Source organism: Bacterioplanes sanyensis (assembly GCF_014652515.1).
Classification (GTDB): domain Bacteria; phylum Pseudomonadota; class Gammaproteobacteria; order Pseudomonadales; family Oceanobacteraceae; genus Bacterioplanes; species Bacterioplanes sanyensis.
Genome location: NZ_BMYY01000002.1, coordinates 68138 through 83838, shown reverse-complemented (window position 1 = coordinate 83838; position 15701 = coordinate 68138). Strand labels below are relative to the sequence as shown.

Genomic DNA, 15701 nt, shown 5'->3' with positions numbered 1-15701 from the left:
GTCGTTACATGACCACCCGTTCCGAACTGGCTAACGCCATCCGCGCTCTGAGTATGGACGCCGTTCAGAAAGCCAAATCCGGCCACCCCGGCGCCCCCATGGGCATGGCTGATATTGCCGAAGTTCTGTGGAACGACTACCTCAAGCACAATCCGACGGATCCGGAGTGGAGCGACCGCGACCGTTTTGTGTTGTCGAATGGCCACGGCTCCATGCTGATCTATTCATTGCTGCACCTGAGCGGCTATGACCTGACCATTGATGATCTGAAGAACTTCCGCCAGCTGCATTCAAAAACGCCAGGCCACCCGGAATACGGTTATGCACCGGGCATCGAGACCACCACCGGGCCACTGGGCCAGGGCATTGCCAATGGCGTGGGCATGGCCGTGGCAGAAAAAGCACTGGCAGCGCAGTTTAACCGCGAAGGCCACGACATCGTCGATCACTACACCTATGTGTTTATGGGTGATGGCTGCATGATGGAAGGCATCTCCCATGAAGCTTGCTCGCTGGCCGGCACACTGGGCTTGGGCAAACTAATCGCCTTCTATGATGACAACGGCATTTCCATCGACGGCGAAGTCGAAGGCTGGTTCACCGACGACACGGTTAAACGTTTTGAATCTTATGGCTGGCAAGTGATTCCACGCGTGAACGGCCATGACCCAGAAGAAATCAAACAAGCCATCGAAACCGCACGCGCCAACACAGATCAGCCGACCCTGATCTGCTGCAAAACCATCATTGGCTTTGGTTCCCCCAATAAAGAAGGCAAAGAAGAGTGCCACGGCGCGCCCCTGGGTGACGATGAAATTGCCCTGACGCGTGAGCGCCTGGGCTGGCAGCACGGTGCTTTTGAAATCCCAGAAACGGTTTACGCCGGTTGGGATGCCAAGCAAAAAGGCCAAGCAGCGCAAGCGGCCTGGCAAGACAAGTTTGCCGCCTATCAGCAAGCACATCCAGAGCTGGCAGCAGAATATCAGCGCCGCATCAGCGGTGATTTGCCGGCCGATTTCGCTGCCAAAGCTCAGCAATTCATCGAAGAGTGCCAGCAAAAAGGTGAAGTCGTAGCCTCACGCAAGGCATCACAAAACACACTGAATGCCTTCGGCCCGCTGCTGCCTGAGTTCCTCGGCGGCTCCGCTGACTTGGCAGGTTCTAACCTGACTTTGTGGAAAGATGCCCAAGGCATCAGCCCAGTCGATGCTTCCGGTAACTACCTGTTCTACGGCGTGCGTGAATTTGCCATGAGCGCCATGATGAATGGCATCGCACTGCACAAAGGCTTTATTCCTTACGGCGCCACCTTCCTGATGTTTATGGAATACGCGCGCAATGCTGTGCGTATGGCGGCGTTGATGAAGCAGCGCGCGATCTTCGTTTATACCCACGACTCCATCGGTTTGGGCGAAGACGGTCCTACTCACCAGCCAGTGGAGCAAGTTGCCAACCTGCGCAACACCCCGAACCTGGAAACCTGGCGCCCGTGTGACACGGTCGAGTCTGCCACTGCTTGGAAAGCGGCCATTGAGCGCAAAGACGGTCCTTCCGCGTTGGTATTCTCGCGCCAAGGGCTGCCGCACCAGCAGCGCGATAGCGAGCAAGTCGCGGCCATCGCGCGCGGCGGTTACATCTTGCGTGATTGCAACGGCACACCCGACGCCATCATCATCGCCACCGGCTCAGAAGTGCAGCTGGCCATGGCAGCGGCAGAGCAGTTAAGCGATAAAAACATCCGCGTTGTCTCTATGCCCAGCGCCGAAGTGTTCTGCAAGCAAGGCGCAGAATACATGGAGCAAGTGCTGCCAGCGGCGGTGACGGCTCGCGTGGCGGTTGAAGCGCTGCACAAAGACTACTGGTACAAGTTTGTCGGCTTAAACGGCAAGATCGTTGGCATGGAAACCTTCGGTGAATCCGCACCTGCCGGTGAGCTGTTCGAAGAGTTTGGTATCACAGCAGACGCTGTGGTTAAGGCCGTTAAGAGCGTCATCTAAGCGCTTCTTTTGCCACACCCCATAAAAAAGCCGCAGTTTACTGCGGCTTTTTTTGGCTAAGAAATATCACTGGCTTTATGCCGCTCTGCCACCTGCTCGTGCGGCTCACCCCAAGTGCGGTTAACTTGGCGACCACGTTGCACCGCCGGGCGAGCCGAGATTTCATCCGCCCAACGCTGCACATGTTTATACTCATGAGCCGACAAAAACTCGGCCGCATCGTAGGCTTCACCTTTTACCAGCGCGCCATACCAAGGGTAAATGGCAATGTCGGCAATGCTGTAGTCATCACCGGCCATGTATTGACGCTGGGCCAAGTTGCGATCCAGCACGTCTAACTGGCGCTTCACTTCCATGGTGAAGCGATCAATGGGGTATTGGTATTTTTCTGGCGCGTAATGATAAAAATGCCCAAAGCCACCGCCCAAATAAGGGGCGGCACCCATTTGCCAAAAGAGCCAGTTCAATGTTTCTGTGCGCACCGCTAAATCGGCGGACAGCAATTCATCAAATTTTTCTGCCAAATAAAGCAAGATAGAGCCAGATTCAAACACCCGCACCGGCTCAGCGCCGGAGCGATCGAGCAAGGCTGGAATTTTCGAGTTGGGATTGATATCGACAAAGCCGCTGGCAAATTGATCACCTTCGGTAATATTGATCAGCCAAGCGTCGTACTCCGCACCAGTGTGCCCCAGCGCCAGCAGCTCCTCTAACATGATGGTGGCTTTGACGCCATTGGGCGTCGCCAATGAATAAAGTTGCAGTGGGTGCTCGCCCACTGGCATGTCTTTGTCGTGTGTGGCCCCCGCCACCGGGCGGTTAATGCTAGCAAACTGGCCACCGCTGGGCTGTTCCCAGGTCCAGACTTTGGGCGGGATGTAAGTATCAGTCATAACGGCTCCTGTTGATATTCTTCTGCGTGTGCGTTGGGCACCCAGCAAAGAAAGACTCCTAAATTAACATCCTTGACGACCCATGTCGGCGACGAAACCTTGTGTCTCACCTTGCCCTTCGCCATGCTCTTTGGATACCGCCAAAATGTCAGCCAATGCTCACAATTCCTTTTTTACTTCATACCAAGTTCCGAGTTCTGACGGCAAAAGCGGCCACACTGATTTACATCAATAGCACCCTGTCCAAGCCTCATTGACGGTCTCATTACCCCGAGGCCCTCAGTCGTGTCGTTCAACCCGTGCGGCACAAGTAACCAGCGAGCGCTGGGTCAGCCCCAACGCTCAATAAAAGACAGGAATAATTATGATTAAAAGGAATCGTCTGACTCCCCTAGCGGCGGTACTCCCTGCCTTATTACTTGCACCCGCAGCCTTGGCCGGGCCAGAACACTCGCACAGTATTGAAGCTCAGGAACTCCAAGCCCAAGGTCGAGCTGAGTATCAGGTCACCGCCCCCAGCGAGGAGCTGGCCATAAAAGCCAAAATCTCGTTTCATGCTCAGCTGTTATCCGAGGATAAGCAACAAGGCACGCTGCGCATGTTGTTAAACGCGGACGAGGTAGAAAAACTTAAAGCATTTGATTTTGACGTAACCCTGGCGCCAGAACCGGACCCGGCGCGTATGGCGCCATTATCTGAGCCTTTGTTTAGCACCAGCACCGTGCCCGGCTTTGGCTGCTATGCAACGGTTGAAGAAACCTTTACCGCTGCGGCCAGCTTTGCCCAGCAATATCCTGATTTGGCCGAATGGATTGACGTGGGCGACTCTTGGCAAAAGCAAAACAACGGCGCCGGCTATGACATGAAGGTGCTTAAGCTCACCAATAAAAACACCAGTGGCGATAAACCCGTACTGTTTGCTAACTCGGCGATTCATGCCCGCGAACTGGCTACCGCGCCCCTCAATCTCGACTTTGCGCGCTACTTGCTAGAAGGCTATGGCAGTGATGCCGACGCCACCTGGATTCTCGATCACCACGAAGTTCACCTGATGCTGCACGCCAACCCAGATGGGCGTAAACGTGCCGAGGCTCAAGCCAACTCGTCCATTCCCGACGGCTATATGTGGCGTAAAAACGACAACGACAACTACTGCAGCTCGTCCAGTCGCAGCCGTGGTGCCGACTTAAACCGCAACTTCACGTTTAGCTGGGGCAGTGTTGACGGTGGCTCCAGTGGCAACCAGTGTGACTTTACCTATCGCGGCCCATCACCTGGCTCGGAGCCAGAAATACAGGCGATTGAATCCTACATTCGCAATCTGTGGCCAGATCAGCGCGGCCCAGGCAACAACGACGCCGCACCGATCACCACCAGCGGTATTCATATTGATATTCACTCGTTTAGTGAACTGGTGCTGTGGCCCTGGGGCACCACAGAGCAGCCAGCCCCCAACGGAACTGCCCTACAGACGCTGGGGCGCAAGTTCGCCTTCTTTAATGGCTATATGCCACAGCAATCGGTTGGTTTGTATCCCACCGATGGCACCAGCGACAGCGTCAGCTATGGCGAGTTGGGGGTAGCAGCCTACACCTTTGAGCTGGGCACCGCCTTTCGTCAAAGTTGCAGCAGCTATGAAAACACCGTCAAGCCCGACAACTTACCAGCACTGATTTATGCCGCCAAAGTGGTGCGCACACCTTACATCACCCCAGCCGGTCCGGATATTGATGACATTACCCTGAGCGATAATGCCGCCACCACGGGTGTGATGGCCGGCACTCCAGTCACGCTGCGCGTAAATGCCCGCGATGACCGCTTCAGCAGCCGCAATGGCAATGAGCCGAAACAAGCCATTCAAGCGGTGGAATACTACATCGATCAGGCGCCATGGGAATCAGGTGCAACACCGGTAGCACTCAGCGCTGAAGACGGGCGTTTCAATAGCATCAACGAAGCCGCCATCGCCACCATCGATACCACTGGGCTTTCCATTGGCAAGCACATGATTTATACCCGCTCGCAAGACGCCAGCGGCACTTGGGGTGCGGTCACTGCCGAGTTCCTCAACATTGTTGATCAAGTCGACCCACAACCGACTTACTGCGAAGCCAGCGGTAATGACTTCAGCTATGAGTGGATCTCGGATGTACGCCTTGGCAGCTTTCGCAAAACGTCGGGCGCGGCAGGCTACAGCGACTTCACTGGCGATAAAATCGAACTGCCCACCGGTACCACCGATGTCACGCTAACACCGGGCTTTGCCAGCAGCAGCTACAACGAGGTGTGGAACATTTGGGCCGACCTCAATAACGACGGCGATTTTGATGACAGCGGTGAAAACCTGTTTAACTCATCGCCGTCATCCTCGGCTGTTAATGGTCAAATCACCCTGCCCGCTGGTGTGGCCGGCACTACAACTCGCTTAAGAATTGCGATGAGCTATAACCAAGGCACCGGCCCATGTGGTTCCTTTAACTACGGTGAAGTCGAAGACTATATCCTGGTCATTGCTGGCGGCGATGATGGTGGCTCAGACACTGTGTTTGAAAACACCGAGCGCACCGCCATTCCAGATCAGGGCACAGCCACCAGCACCCTTGATGTGAGCAATGTGTCGTCAGCCAATACGATCAAGGTGACCGCCCAGGTAAACCACTCGTATTTGGGTGACCTGCGCATTCGACTGAGCAAAGGTGGTCAGAGCTTTACCATCAAAGAAAGCGACCGCAACGATGGCACCTCAGGCGAAAAAAGCTACAGCCTGAATTTATCAGCAGCGGATGTCAGCAGCTTAAACGGCAGTTGGCAGTTGTCGGTACAGGATCGTTATCGTCAAGACGATGGCGATTTAACCGGCTGGAGCTTGCGTTTTATCGATTGATCAAGAAAAGCACAAAATAATAGTGAATCATGAATTGCCCGGCACCATTGCCGGGCTTTTTTTGCACCAATGTCGCGCAGAAAAATCTAATTCTGAATAACCGAAAAACACCGAATTAAATACTTTTTTTTAAAATATTTAATTTGGATACAGAAACAAAACATTCGATAAACACATATCAAAGAAAGATAGTGATTATTTCTTATTACGCATTTTGGGGGCTCTTCTAGCCTGAAAAAGCTGATGTCAATCAGCGCCATTTCCGCTGCCAAAAGCAGCAGAAATACATAAAAATCCCAAAAGGAATACAATATGAAAAAACTCACTAAGGCGATTACGACAGCAGCCATTACGGCCTTGTCTGTCTCTGCTCACGCAAAGCTTGAAAACTTCCACATGGCCAGTACCAGCACTGGCATCGAAAACAGCTACATCGTTATTTATGACGATGATTCCATGTCCACCAATGCGGCAGACTTTGTTAGCCAGCAAACCCTGCGTTTGCAAACACAGTTTGGCGTCATGGTCGAAACCCAATGGCATGGGGCTGTTAACGGTGTGCTGATACAGGCGACGGAGCAACAAGCTGAGGCCATTGCTGCACAAGCGGGTGTTGCATTGGTCGAGCAAAACCAGCGTGTTCAAATCGATCCCATCGCAGAAACCATTCAGAACAACGCCACTTGGGGGCTGGATCGTATCGACCAGCGCAGTCTTCCATTGGATGGCAACTATGAGTACAACTTTGATGGTACCGGCGTCACGGCTTATGTGATCGACACCGGTGTGCGCAACAGCCACGCCGAGTTTGGTGGCCGTTCCGTGAATGGCTACGACTTTGTTGATAACGACGCTATTTCTGAGGACTGCAACGGTCACGGTACCCACGTCGCCGGCACCATTGGCGGCAGCACCTATGGTGTTGCCAAAAATGTGCAAATTGTTGGTGTCCGCGTACTCAGCTGTAGCGGCTCAGGCACCACAGCGGGCGTTATTAACGGTGTGAACTGGGTGGCCAATAATGCCTCTGGCCCCTCTGTTGCCAATATGAGCTTGGGCGGCGGTATTTCACAGGCCTTGGATTCTGCTGTGGAATCCGCAGTGCAATCTGGGGTGAGCTTTGTGGTGGCCGCGGGTAACTCCAATGCCGATGCTTGCAATGCTTCGCCAGCGCGTGCACCGAGTGCTGTGACCGTGGGCTCAACCACCAGCTCAGATGGTCGCTCTAGTTTCTCGAACTATGGCACCTGCTTGGATATTTTTGCTCCAGGTTCAAGCATTACCTCTGCTTGGTATGACAGTGACAGCAGTACCCGTACCATTAGCGGTACTTCCATGGCAGCCCCTCACGTAGCCGGTGTGGCGGCTCTGTTGCTGAGTGAAGACAGCAGCCAAACGCCCGCGGACATTACGGCTGCTTTGGTGAGCAAGTCGACCAAAAACAGCGTTTCCAATCCACGCAGTGGTAGCCCGAACCGCTTGCTGTTCTCTCTGGACGGTGACGATACCCCACCGATCGATCCGGTTACTGAGTTGAACAACGGCGAAACCGTACAAGCCAGCGGCCAACAAGGTGATGAAGTGTTCTACAAAATCACCGTACCAGCCGGTGCCGACCAACTGCAGGTCAGCACCACAGGTGGCAGCGGTGACGCAGACCTATATGTACGTCGCGGCGATAAGCCCAGCACAGGCTCGTTCGACTGCCGTCCATATGTGAACGGTAATGTGGAAAACTGCGATTTTGCCAACCCAGCGGCGGATGATTGGTACATCATGCTGCGCGGCTACAACAGCTTCAGCAATGTCAGCCTGACCGCTACTTACAGCGTCAGCCAGTGCACTGGCGATGACTGCTTAACCAACGGTGAAACCGTTTCTGGCTTAAGTGGCGCTCGCGGTGATGAGCTGCGCTATCGCATTCTGGTGCCAGCGAATCAAACGCTCACCGTCGATATTACTGGCAACAGCGGCGATGCTGATTTGTATGTCCGCCAAGCAACGGCTCCGACTCTGCAAGATTATGAGTGCCGTCCGTATCAAAGCGGTAGCAATGAGCGCTGCCAGGTCACACCCACCAGCGATACCATGGTGCACATCATGGTGCGCGGTTACAGCGCCTTCTCTGGCTTGTCTTTGCAAGTCAGCTACTAAGGTAAGAAGAAACTAAAAAAGGGGGTGACGTCGTCACCCCCTTTTTTTATGCTCATCATTAAACCGCGTGATTAATGGGTGAGAATTAACCGAAAGTGGCGCCAGTCCCGCCAGAACATCATAGGAAAACTGCTGACCGCCAGCATCAGCCACCACTCCAATGGCTGCTGCCAAGGCGAATGTAACATCACCGCCACCAACCACCACGCCAACAACAGCCATTGCAGCGATAGCATGCGTAGTTTCGCAGTTAAATTAAGCTCTCCTGGCCATTGCCGGCGTTTACGGTACAGCCAATAAATGACTCGGCTGTGTGCCCCCACCATGCCAATAAAAAACAGTGCCACCGCCGCACTTTGCCAACCCCACAGTATGTGGGTTTGCTCAGGCCGCAACAATGCCACGCTCACTAAAAGAGCGCTGCAGGCCACAGCTCCTAACAGCAAAATATGGCGTATCGTCCAAGCGGTCGGCTGCTTAATGGAGAGTAACAACCAAGCTTTTAGGCTGTACCACCAAAATAGCCACACCACTACGGCAGAGAATAAGCCGGCGCGAAATAAAAACGAAAGCGGGTCAGGCACGCCAATGCGCCAGTAGCCTAAGCACAAAGAAACATAAGGCATACAGGCGTCTACTGGGTTTAAATAATAAAGCCACGCCAGACACAGCCAGACCGTCAGCTGCGGCAACAAAAAGACAGCTACACAGAGTTTTTGTGCCAACGTCATGCGCTTTGCTCCAACCGAGTCAACCGAAAGTCACGCCAGTCCCACCAAGCGGATAAATAAAACAAACTGCTTAAAGTAGCCAGCCACCATTCAAAAAAGGCCACCATACCTTCGAACTCGTAGCCAACAATAGTCATGCCTATCAATACGGTTAAGAACAACAGCTGCAATAGTGCCAATACTTCCTTCACCACAATGTGGCTAAACGCAATGTTCATTTGCCGGCGCAGTTGTCGCATCCGCACCGTCATCATGATTTGGCAAATAGAGTTGGCCAGAAAAAACAGCCCGGCGGTGGTCGCATGAAAGCGCCATAAAAAGCGATGGTCACGGCTGGGCAATAAGTTTTCGCCCAAAACAACCATAGAAGCAATAATCAGCACACTGCCGATCGTCGCCACCCACACTACTGTATGAAACCAAGCCACCAGCTCAGCTTGGCGCACCGACTCCAACCATAAGCGCACGCAGTACCACCACAAAATAAACACCACGGCACTCATGGCAATGCCGGCACGCAATATATAAGCAGCCGGGTAATAAATGCCCGTGGCGGTAATGGTGGCACAACCTTCAATGTAGGGAATACATAACGGTTCATGCCCGCCTGCGACCGTTAAGGCGTAGCTAAGACCGATGGTAACAACAGGAATAAAAAAAGCAGCCAGCGCAATGCGCTGCGGTAGTGTCATCGAGAGGTTCGACATCCCTGTCTCCTGTGATCTGGAAGAGGCCTTAGCTAGATGTATGCACCAGCTTAATATCCTGCCAGTCCCAATAGGATGACAGGAAATACAAACCAATAAACAAGGTAGCCCACCACTCGATGATGCGCTTGCCCTGACTCATTTCAATGCCAACGGTTACGCCAGCAAAGGCGACAAACATAAACCAAAGAATCGCCATCAAGGCAGTTTTCATACGAAATGACGGTACACTTAGCCCTTTGTTACGAGCCTTTAAAATCAACACATAATTGATGGTTAAAGCCACCAGCATGCCCTGAAAAAACAAGTTGGCACCCTTCACATGCACCGCCCAGCGCGTGGCATCTTTTTCCGGAATTAACACCGCGGTGCCGACTAATAGCCCCAGCGCTGATAATGTGCCGAAAAATTGCATGCTATTGAGTGCTATTTTTCCTGCGTAGCGTGTCAGCCAAACACGCATATTGACCCACCAGACCACAAAAAAAGCGCAAGCTGCAATCATGCCGCCGCGAAAAATAAACCCCGCATCGCCTTTCATGCCAGTGTGAGTAATATCAGTACAGCCATCAATAAATGGGTTACAAATGGCTGCCGTTTGCTGCGCGGTGGCAACACCGTAGGTCACAGCAATTGTGCCCATGGAAAGAATAAAACTGATCAGAGCAATGCTTTGACCGAATGACATCGATATCTTCCTGCAAAATAGAGGGCGCCTGAGTTCAGCAGACGCCTGAGTTAGCGTGCAAGTTAACGGGCAGCCGCCAGTGCTTGTTCAATATCCGCGATAATATCGTCGGCATGTTCAATGCCAATCGACAAACGCACTAAGTCCTGACTCACACCAGCACTTTGCAGCTCTTCTTCGTTAAGCTGCCTGTGTGTGGTTGAGGCCGGATGGCAAGCCAGTGATTTAGCATCACCAATGTTCACCAGACGTTTAATCAGCTGCAAAGCATCGATAAACTTCGCACCGGCTTCAGCACCACCGCGAATGCCAAAGCTTAAAATCGCCGAGGGTTTGCCGCCCGTCATACGCTGCGCCAACTCGTGATAGCGGTTTTCTTTTAAACCGGCATAATTCACCCATTCCACTTGTTCATGCTGCTGCAAATATTCAGCCACACGCTGGGCATTTTCTACATGGCGATCCATACGCAGCGCCAGTGTTTCCAGCCCCTGCAGAATTAAAAAGGCATTCATCGGTGATAATGCTGCGCCCATGTTACGCAGCGGCACCACGCGCGCACGGCCAATAAAGGCCGCTTCGCCCAATGCCTCGGCATAGACCACACCATGGTAGGACGGATCCGGTTCGTTAAAGCGCGGAAAGCGCGGGTTGTCTTTCCATGCAAAGCGGCCTGAATCGACAATAATGCCGCCCACCGTCGTGCCATGACCGCCGATGTACTTGGTCAAGGAATGCACAACAATATCTGCACCGTGCTCAATCGGACGACATAGATAAGGCGTTCCCACGGTATTATCGACAATCAACGGCACATTGTGCTCGTGCGCCATATCCGCCAGCGCTTTCATATCCACAATGTTACCAGCTGGGTTACCGATGGATTCACAAAACACCGCTTTGGTGTTGTCGTCAATTAATGCCGCCAGTGCTGCAATGTCATCGCCCGAAGCCATGCGAACGTCAATGCCTTGCTGCGGGAAAGTGTGAGCAAATAAGTTGTAGGTGCCGCCATACAGCTGACTCACACTCACAATGTTGTCACCGGCGGCTGCCACTGTCTGGATGGCAGCGGTAATGGCCGCCATACCCGACGCCATCGCTAGGGCTGCTATGCCGCCTTCCATGGCCGCAATGCGCTGTTCCAGCACATCGTTAGTCGGGTTCATGATGCGGGTATAAATGTTGCCGGGTTCTTTTAAATCAAACAGATCGGCACCATGTTGCGTGTCGCGAAAACTATAAGACGTGGTTTGATAAATCGGCACAGCTACCGCGCGCGTGGTCGGATCTTCGGTAAAGCCAGCGTGAATCGCCTGGGTTTCCAGTTTCATAATGCACAGCCCTTGTAGTGAGAAACGATTGGCAAAGCGCCGACCAGTGTATCAAAGCTCTTAGAATTAAGAAGCGCTAAACAAGCAGGCGTGTCAAGGAAGGTATGGCTCACGTAAACTAATGGCTGCTGAAACCATTCGGTTGCGCTCGGTAGGAAGAAGTATCGCCCGCGAGCGTCTCCTCTGTGAATCTGCCAACTTCTCAGGAAAGCTAAGCATGGCCAAAAAGAAAACCGCCTACGTATGCAGCGATTGTGGCGCCGACCACAGCAAGTGGCAGGGGCAATGTGCAGGTTGCGGCGCCTGGAACACGCTACAAGAATTTGTGGTGTCGGCAGCGCGCAGCGCTACCAGCACGGCCCGAGGCGGCTATGCCGGTGCACCGCAACAGCTGACCCGGCTGGATCAAGTTGATTTAAATGAAGTGCCGCGCTTTGGCAGCGGTATGCAAGAGCTGGATCGCGTATTAGGCGGCGGCTTGGTACCCGGCTCAGCCATTTTAATTGGCGGCCACCCAGGGGCCGGTAAATCGACCTTACTGTTGCAGGTGATGTGTTATCTGGCTGGACAAATGCCAGCCTTATACGTCACGGGCGAAGAAAGCTTGCAACAAGTTGCACGGCGCGCCAAGCGCTTAGGCTTGCCCATGGATCGCTTGCACTTGCTCAGCGAAACCAACGTCGAGCAGCTGACCAGCACGTTGCAGCAACAACGGCCCAAAGTCGTGGTCATTGACTCGATTCAAGTCATGCACTTAGACGGCATTGAATCGGCGCCGGGCAGCGTGTCGCAAGTACGAGAAAGTGCCGCCCACTTAACCCGCTACGCCAAGCAAACCGACACCGTGTTGCTGCTGGTGGGTCATGTCACCAAAGATGGCACCCTTGCCGGCCCGAAGGTACTCGAGCATATGATTGACTGCTCCATCATGCTGGAAGGCGGCAACGACAGCCGCTTTCGCACCTTGCGCGGCATTAAAAACCGCTTTGGTGCCATTAACGAGTTGGGCGTATTCGCCATGCTCGACAGTGGCCTAAAAGAAGTCAAAAACCCCAGTTCTATTTTTCTTAGCCGTGGTGAAGACCCAGCCCCGGGCAGCGTGGTGATGGTGGTGTGGGAAGGCACACGGCCATTATTGGTAGAAATTCAGGCCCTGGTCGACGACAGTCATTTCGGTCATCCCAAACGCGTGGCCGTGGGCCTCGATCAAAACCGCTTAAACCTGTTGCTGGCGGCGATGCATCGCCACGGCGGCATTCATTTTGGCGACCAAGATGTGTACGTCAACGTGGTGGGCGGCGTTAAGGTCAGTGAAACCAGCGCCGATTTAGCGCTGCTGTTGGCGGCCTTGTCGAGCTTTCGCAATCAGCCACTGCCGCAGGAGTTGATCGTCTTTGGCGAGGTCGGGTTATCAGGTGAAATTCGCCCCGTGCCGTCTGGCCAGGAGCGCATTAAAGAAGCCGCGAAGCACGGTTTTCGCCGCGCCATTGTGCCCAAAGCCAACATGCCGAAACAACCGATTGAAGGCATGCAAGTGCAGGGCGTAGACACCCTGCAGCAGGCCATTGAACTGATTTAAGGCGCTTATTATTAAGGCACCGATCAAAAGGCACCTCTTTAAGGCACATCTGAATAATTCAGAGCCCGCTCTGGAGCGCCAGAGGTGCCTTAATCGGCGTCAGCGTCCAACTCAGCATCGCCAGGCAACTGGCGTGCAGCTTTATCGCGGTTGTGGCTAGAAAGGCTGCTTTGCAAATGCTCAACCCGACGGTGCAACGCCGCCTTCGACAACATATGCGCAGAAATAGGAGCGGTGATAAATAAAAACAGGCTGATCACCACCTCATGAATGCTCACACTGCCATCATTAATGGTGTGCACCACCATAGAGGCCATAAGCACCGAGCCAATGCCCAGCGTAGTGGCCTTGGTCGGAGCGTGCAAGCGGGTGTAAAAATCCGGCAGCTTGGCCAAGCCAAAGGAGCCGATAACGATAAAAGTACCGCCAATAATCAGCAGTACAGACACCAATATTTCAATCCACTCAGTCATACATTACTCGATGATATCGCCACGTAGCAGGTATTTGCACAGCGCGGCCGTGCTGACAAAACCGAGCATGGCAATCAGCAGCGCCCCCTCGTAATACAGCGCCGACAAGTTATAAATACCCAATAAAATAATCAGGGCGATGCTGTTGATGTACAGGGTATCGAGGGCCAGGATGCGATCCGGGATGCTCGGCCCTAGCAACAGCCGCCACACATTCAGGGCCATCGCCACCAACACCATGCCCGCCGTGATTTTCATGGCCAGTTCTAGCATGCAAAAATCTCCCGCAAGCGACGCTCGTACCCCTGTTTAATGGAAGCAATCAACTCGGCTTCATCATCCAAGTGCAGCACATGAATATACAACCAACGCCGATCGCTGGATAAATCCACACTGACCGTGCCCGGCGTTAATGAAATGGTACTGGCCAATGCCGTTTGGGGAAAATCGCCGGTAATATCCAACGGCAATGCCACAAAGCCCGGCCGCAGTGAGCGATTAGGACCCATGACCCGGCGAGCCACGTCCAAGTTTGAGATCAAGATATCCCACAACAGCACGGCAAAATACACCGGAATCAGCAGCGGTCGAACCACCTTGGTTTGCGCCGAAGTAAAAGGCGACGCCACCAAAGCAATGCCCCAAGCCAACAGCCCGCCAAGCACGATATGGCCGGCACTGAAGTCGTTTAATAACAACCACACCAACCACAACAACAAACTGTGCACCGGCATCGGAAATATGCGCCGAATCATGGTTGTACCTCCACTACCTGCGACAGCGTCAGGCCGTTAAACAGTTCTTCAGCGGCGCTGTTGCTCAACTCCGTAATAGGGCCAGCAAACACCACCATCAATACCGCCAACATTAATAAGCTCGACAACGCCAGCCACTGCAAGTTGTGGGCTTTAATCTCAGCCCCAGCTTGCCCTTGAACACGCCAGAAAATGCTGGTGCCGGCACGAGAGAACACCACCAAGGCCACCAAACCGGATAACAAAATCGCCGACCATACCCACGCCACATGAACGCTATCCGCCGACGCTTGCAACAGCCACACTTTGCCCAAAAAGCCAGATAAGGGAGGCATTCCCACCACGGCCATGGCCACGACGAAAAACGCAATGCCCAGAGGCACAGCTTGAGGCAATGGCTTAGCACGGACAAAGCGATCTTGAGCCTGACCGCGCTGCTCCTGAATCATACCGGCCAGTAAAAACAGCGCGGCCGTCATCAAGGTGCTGTGCAGCAAATAATAAATAGCCGCCCCCATTGCCTCGGGTGTGCCAATGGCGATGCTGATCAGCAACGTGCCTGCCGAGACCACCACCAAATTGGCGGTTAATGTTTTTAATGTCTGGCTAGCCAGTGCTGCGATCGCCCCCACGGCAATGGTTAAAATGCCTAATACCCACAGCCAATCCGACGCCAGCCCACTCAGAGCTCCGGCCTGATCGCCAAAAACAGCGGTGTGCACGCGCCATATGCTGTAAATCCCCACTTTGGTCATGATGGCAAACAAGGCTGCCACCGGCGCAGAGGTCATGGAGTAAGTCCGCACCAGCCAAAAATGCAGCGGCAACATGGCCGATTTGAGGCCAAACACCAACAGCAATAATAAGCCACCGGCCTTCGCTAAAATGACATTGTCTGGGCTTAGCTGGCTGGCTTTTTCTGCCATATCCGGCAGGTTCAAAGTACCAAAGCTGGCGTACAAAATGCCCAAGCCAATCAGGAAAAATGCCGAGCCAATTAAATTCAGCAGCACATAATGCACCGCGGCCTGAGTCCGGTGCTTACCGCCGCCATGAATCAGCAAGGCATACGAAGCGATCAGCAATACTTCAAAGAAAACGAACAAGTTAAAAGCATCGGCGGTTAAAAACGCGCCATTGATGCCCATCACCTGAAACATAAACAACGGCTGGAAAAACGGCCCGCGGCCGTCATCGCCTGCGCTCGCGTACCAGTGCGTGGTCATGGCCAAAATGGCGGTTAATACCAGCATCAAGCTGGCGAGCTGATCGGCTACCAATAAAATACCAAACGGTGGCTGCCAATTGCCTAACAGGTACACCGATGGCGCCTGCAACGCTTTGCCCAACAGCAGGGCAGCAACCAGCAGTAATGCTAAGTTAACCGCCATCACAAAGGGGCGTTGACGTTCCAGATTATCGTGGAACGGCGGCAGCAGCAGCACAATGCCTGCCAACAGCGGCAACAGCACGGGTAAAAAAATCAAATGATCTGCCAGTGCCACC

The 15701-nt window shown here is 53.4% G+C and carries 13 protein-coding genes; 4 read left to right on the top strand and 9 right to left on the bottom strand.

The annotated features are described in order from the left end of the window. Window positions 1-8 precede the first annotated feature (8 nt). A complete protein-coding gene (tkt, locus tag IE090_RS03390) occupies window positions 9-1997 on the top strand; it encodes a transketolase (RefSeq protein ID WP_189386947.1) in 1989 nt (662 codons plus the stop codon). 56 nt (window positions 1998-2053) lie between these two features. Here the strand turns inward: tkt and yghU are convergent, their stop codons facing one another. Beyond that, entirely contained in the window at window positions 2054-2890 is an 837-nt protein-coding gene (gene yghU / locus IE090_RS03385; RefSeq protein ID WP_189386946.1) for a glutathione-dependent disulfide-bond oxidoreductase, read from the bottom strand. Between the two features lie 364 nt (window positions 2891-3254). Here yghU and IE090_RS03380 point away from each other — a divergent pair, with 364 nt between their 5' ends. Both IE090_RS03380 and IE090_RS03375 read left to right on the top strand, forming a co-directional pair. After that, window positions 3255-5774, top strand: coding sequence for a M14 family zinc carboxypeptidase (locus IE090_RS03380; protein ID WP_189386945.1), 2520 nt, complete (start codon window positions 3255-3257; stop codon window positions 5772-5774). A gap of 312 nt (window positions 5775-6086) precedes the next feature. Beyond that, entirely contained in the window at window positions 6087-7928 is a 1842-nt protein-coding gene (locus IE090_RS03375; RefSeq protein WP_189386944.1) for a S8 family peptidase, read from the top strand. 71 nt (window positions 7929-7999) lie between these two features. Here the strand turns inward: IE090_RS03375 and IE090_RS03370 are convergent, their stop codons facing one another. From IE090_RS03370 to IE090_RS03355, 4 genes are all read right to left on the bottom strand, one after another. Then, on the bottom strand, window positions 8000-8659 hold the full coding sequence (locus IE090_RS03370) for a hypothetical protein (RefSeq protein ID WP_189386943.1): 660 nt from the start codon (window positions 8657-8659) through the stop codon (window positions 8000-8002). Next, complete coding sequence (locus IE090_RS03365; RefSeq protein WP_189386942.1) at window positions 8656-9366, bottom strand: hypothetical protein; 711 nt, start codon at window positions 9364-9366, stop codon at window positions 8656-8658. The genes IE090_RS03370 and IE090_RS03365 overlap by 4 nt, the downstream gene beginning before the upstream one ends. A 28-nt stretch (window positions 9367-9394) precedes the next feature. After that, window positions 9395-10054, bottom strand: coding sequence for a Frag1/DRAM/Sfk1 family protein (locus IE090_RS03360; RefSeq protein WP_189386941.1), 660 nt, complete (start codon window positions 10052-10054; stop codon window positions 9395-9397). A gap of 62 nt (window positions 10055-10116) precedes the next feature. After that, window positions 10117-11388 (bottom strand): bifunctional O-acetylhomoserine aminocarboxypropyltransferase/cysteine synthase, encoded by a 1272-nt coding sequence (locus tag IE090_RS03355; RefSeq protein ID WP_189386940.1) that lies wholly within the window; start codon window positions 11386-11388, stop codon window positions 10117-10119. 217 nt (window positions 11389-11605) lie between these two features. On the opposite strand from IE090_RS03355, the gene radA reads away from it, so the two are divergent. Further along, window positions 11606-12967 carry a DNA repair protein RadA gene (gene radA, locus IE090_RS03350; RefSeq protein ID WP_189386939.1) on the top strand — a complete coding sequence of 454 codons (1362 nt, stop codon included), beginning with the start codon at window positions 11606-11608 and terminating at the stop codon, window positions 12965-12967. A gap of 89 nt (window positions 12968-13056) precedes the next feature. Here the strand turns inward: radA and IE090_RS03345 are convergent, their stop codons facing one another. From IE090_RS03345 to IE090_RS03330, 4 genes are read right to left on the bottom strand one after another with little or no spacing between them, the layout of a single operon-like run. Then, window positions 13057-13440, bottom strand: coding sequence for a Na+/H+ antiporter subunit G (locus IE090_RS03345; RefSeq protein WP_189386938.1), 384 nt, complete (start codon window positions 13438-13440; stop codon window positions 13057-13059). 3 nt (window positions 13441-13443) lie between these two features. Beyond that, window positions 13444-13713 carry a K+/H+ antiporter subunit F gene (locus IE090_RS03340; protein WP_189386937.1) on the bottom strand — a complete coding sequence of 90 codons (270 nt, stop codon included), beginning with the start codon at window positions 13711-13713 and terminating at the stop codon, window positions 13444-13446. Continuing rightward, complete coding sequence (locus IE090_RS03335) at window positions 13707-14195, bottom strand: Na+/H+ antiporter subunit E (RefSeq protein ID WP_189386936.1); 489 nt, start codon at window positions 14193-14195, stop codon at window positions 13707-13709. The genes IE090_RS03340 and IE090_RS03335 overlap by 7 nt, the downstream gene beginning before the upstream one ends. Continuing rightward, window positions 14192-15700, bottom strand: coding sequence for a monovalent cation/H+ antiporter subunit D (locus IE090_RS03330; RefSeq protein ID WP_189386935.1), 1509 nt, complete (start codon window positions 15698-15700; stop codon window positions 14192-14194). Before IE090_RS03330 ends, IE090_RS03335 begins: the two co-directional genes overlap by 4 nt. Window position 15701: the final 1 nt, after the last annotated feature.

Coding starts and splice junctions, on each gene's coding strand:
- tkt (WP_189386947.1), top strand. CDS start 9: ATGACCACCCGTTCCGAACTGGCTAACGCCATCCGCGCTCTGAGTATG.
- yghU (WP_189386946.1), bottom strand. CDS start 2,890: ATGACTGATACTTACATCCCGCCCAAAGTCTGGACCTGGGAACAGCCC.
- IE090_RS03380 (WP_189386945.1), top strand. CDS start 3,255: ATGATTAAAAGGAATCGTCTGACTCCCCTAGCGGCGGTACTCCCTGCC.
- IE090_RS03375 (WP_189386944.1), top strand. CDS start 6,087: ATGAAAAAACTCACTAAGGCGATTACGACAGCAGCCATTACGGCCTTG.
- IE090_RS03370 (WP_189386943.1), bottom strand. CDS start 8,659: ATGACGTTGGCACAAAAACTCTGTGTAGCTGTCTTTTTGTTGCCGCAG.
- IE090_RS03365 (WP_189386942.1), bottom strand. CDS start 9,366: ATGTCGAACCTCTCGATGACACTACCGCAGCGCATTGCGCTGGCTGCT.
- IE090_RS03360 (WP_189386941.1), bottom strand. CDS start 10,054: ATGTCATTCGGTCAAAGCATTGCTCTGATCAGTTTTATTCTTTCCATG.
- IE090_RS03355 (WP_189386940.1), bottom strand. CDS start 11,388: ATGAAACTGGAAACCCAGGCGATTCACGCTGGCTTTACCGAAGATCCG.
- radA (WP_189386939.1), top strand. CDS start 11,606: ATGGCCAAAAAGAAAACCGCCTACGTATGCAGCGATTGTGGCGCCGAC.
- IE090_RS03345 (WP_189386938.1), bottom strand. CDS start 13,440: ATGACTGAGTGGATTGAAATATTGGTGTCTGTACTGCTGATTATTGGC.
- IE090_RS03340 (WP_189386937.1), bottom strand. CDS start 13,713: ATGCTAGAACTGGCCATGAAAATCACGGCGGGCATGGTGTTGGTGGCG.
- IE090_RS03335 (WP_189386936.1), bottom strand. CDS start 14,195: ATGATTCGGCGCATATTTCCGATGCCGGTGCACAGTTTGTTGTTGTGG.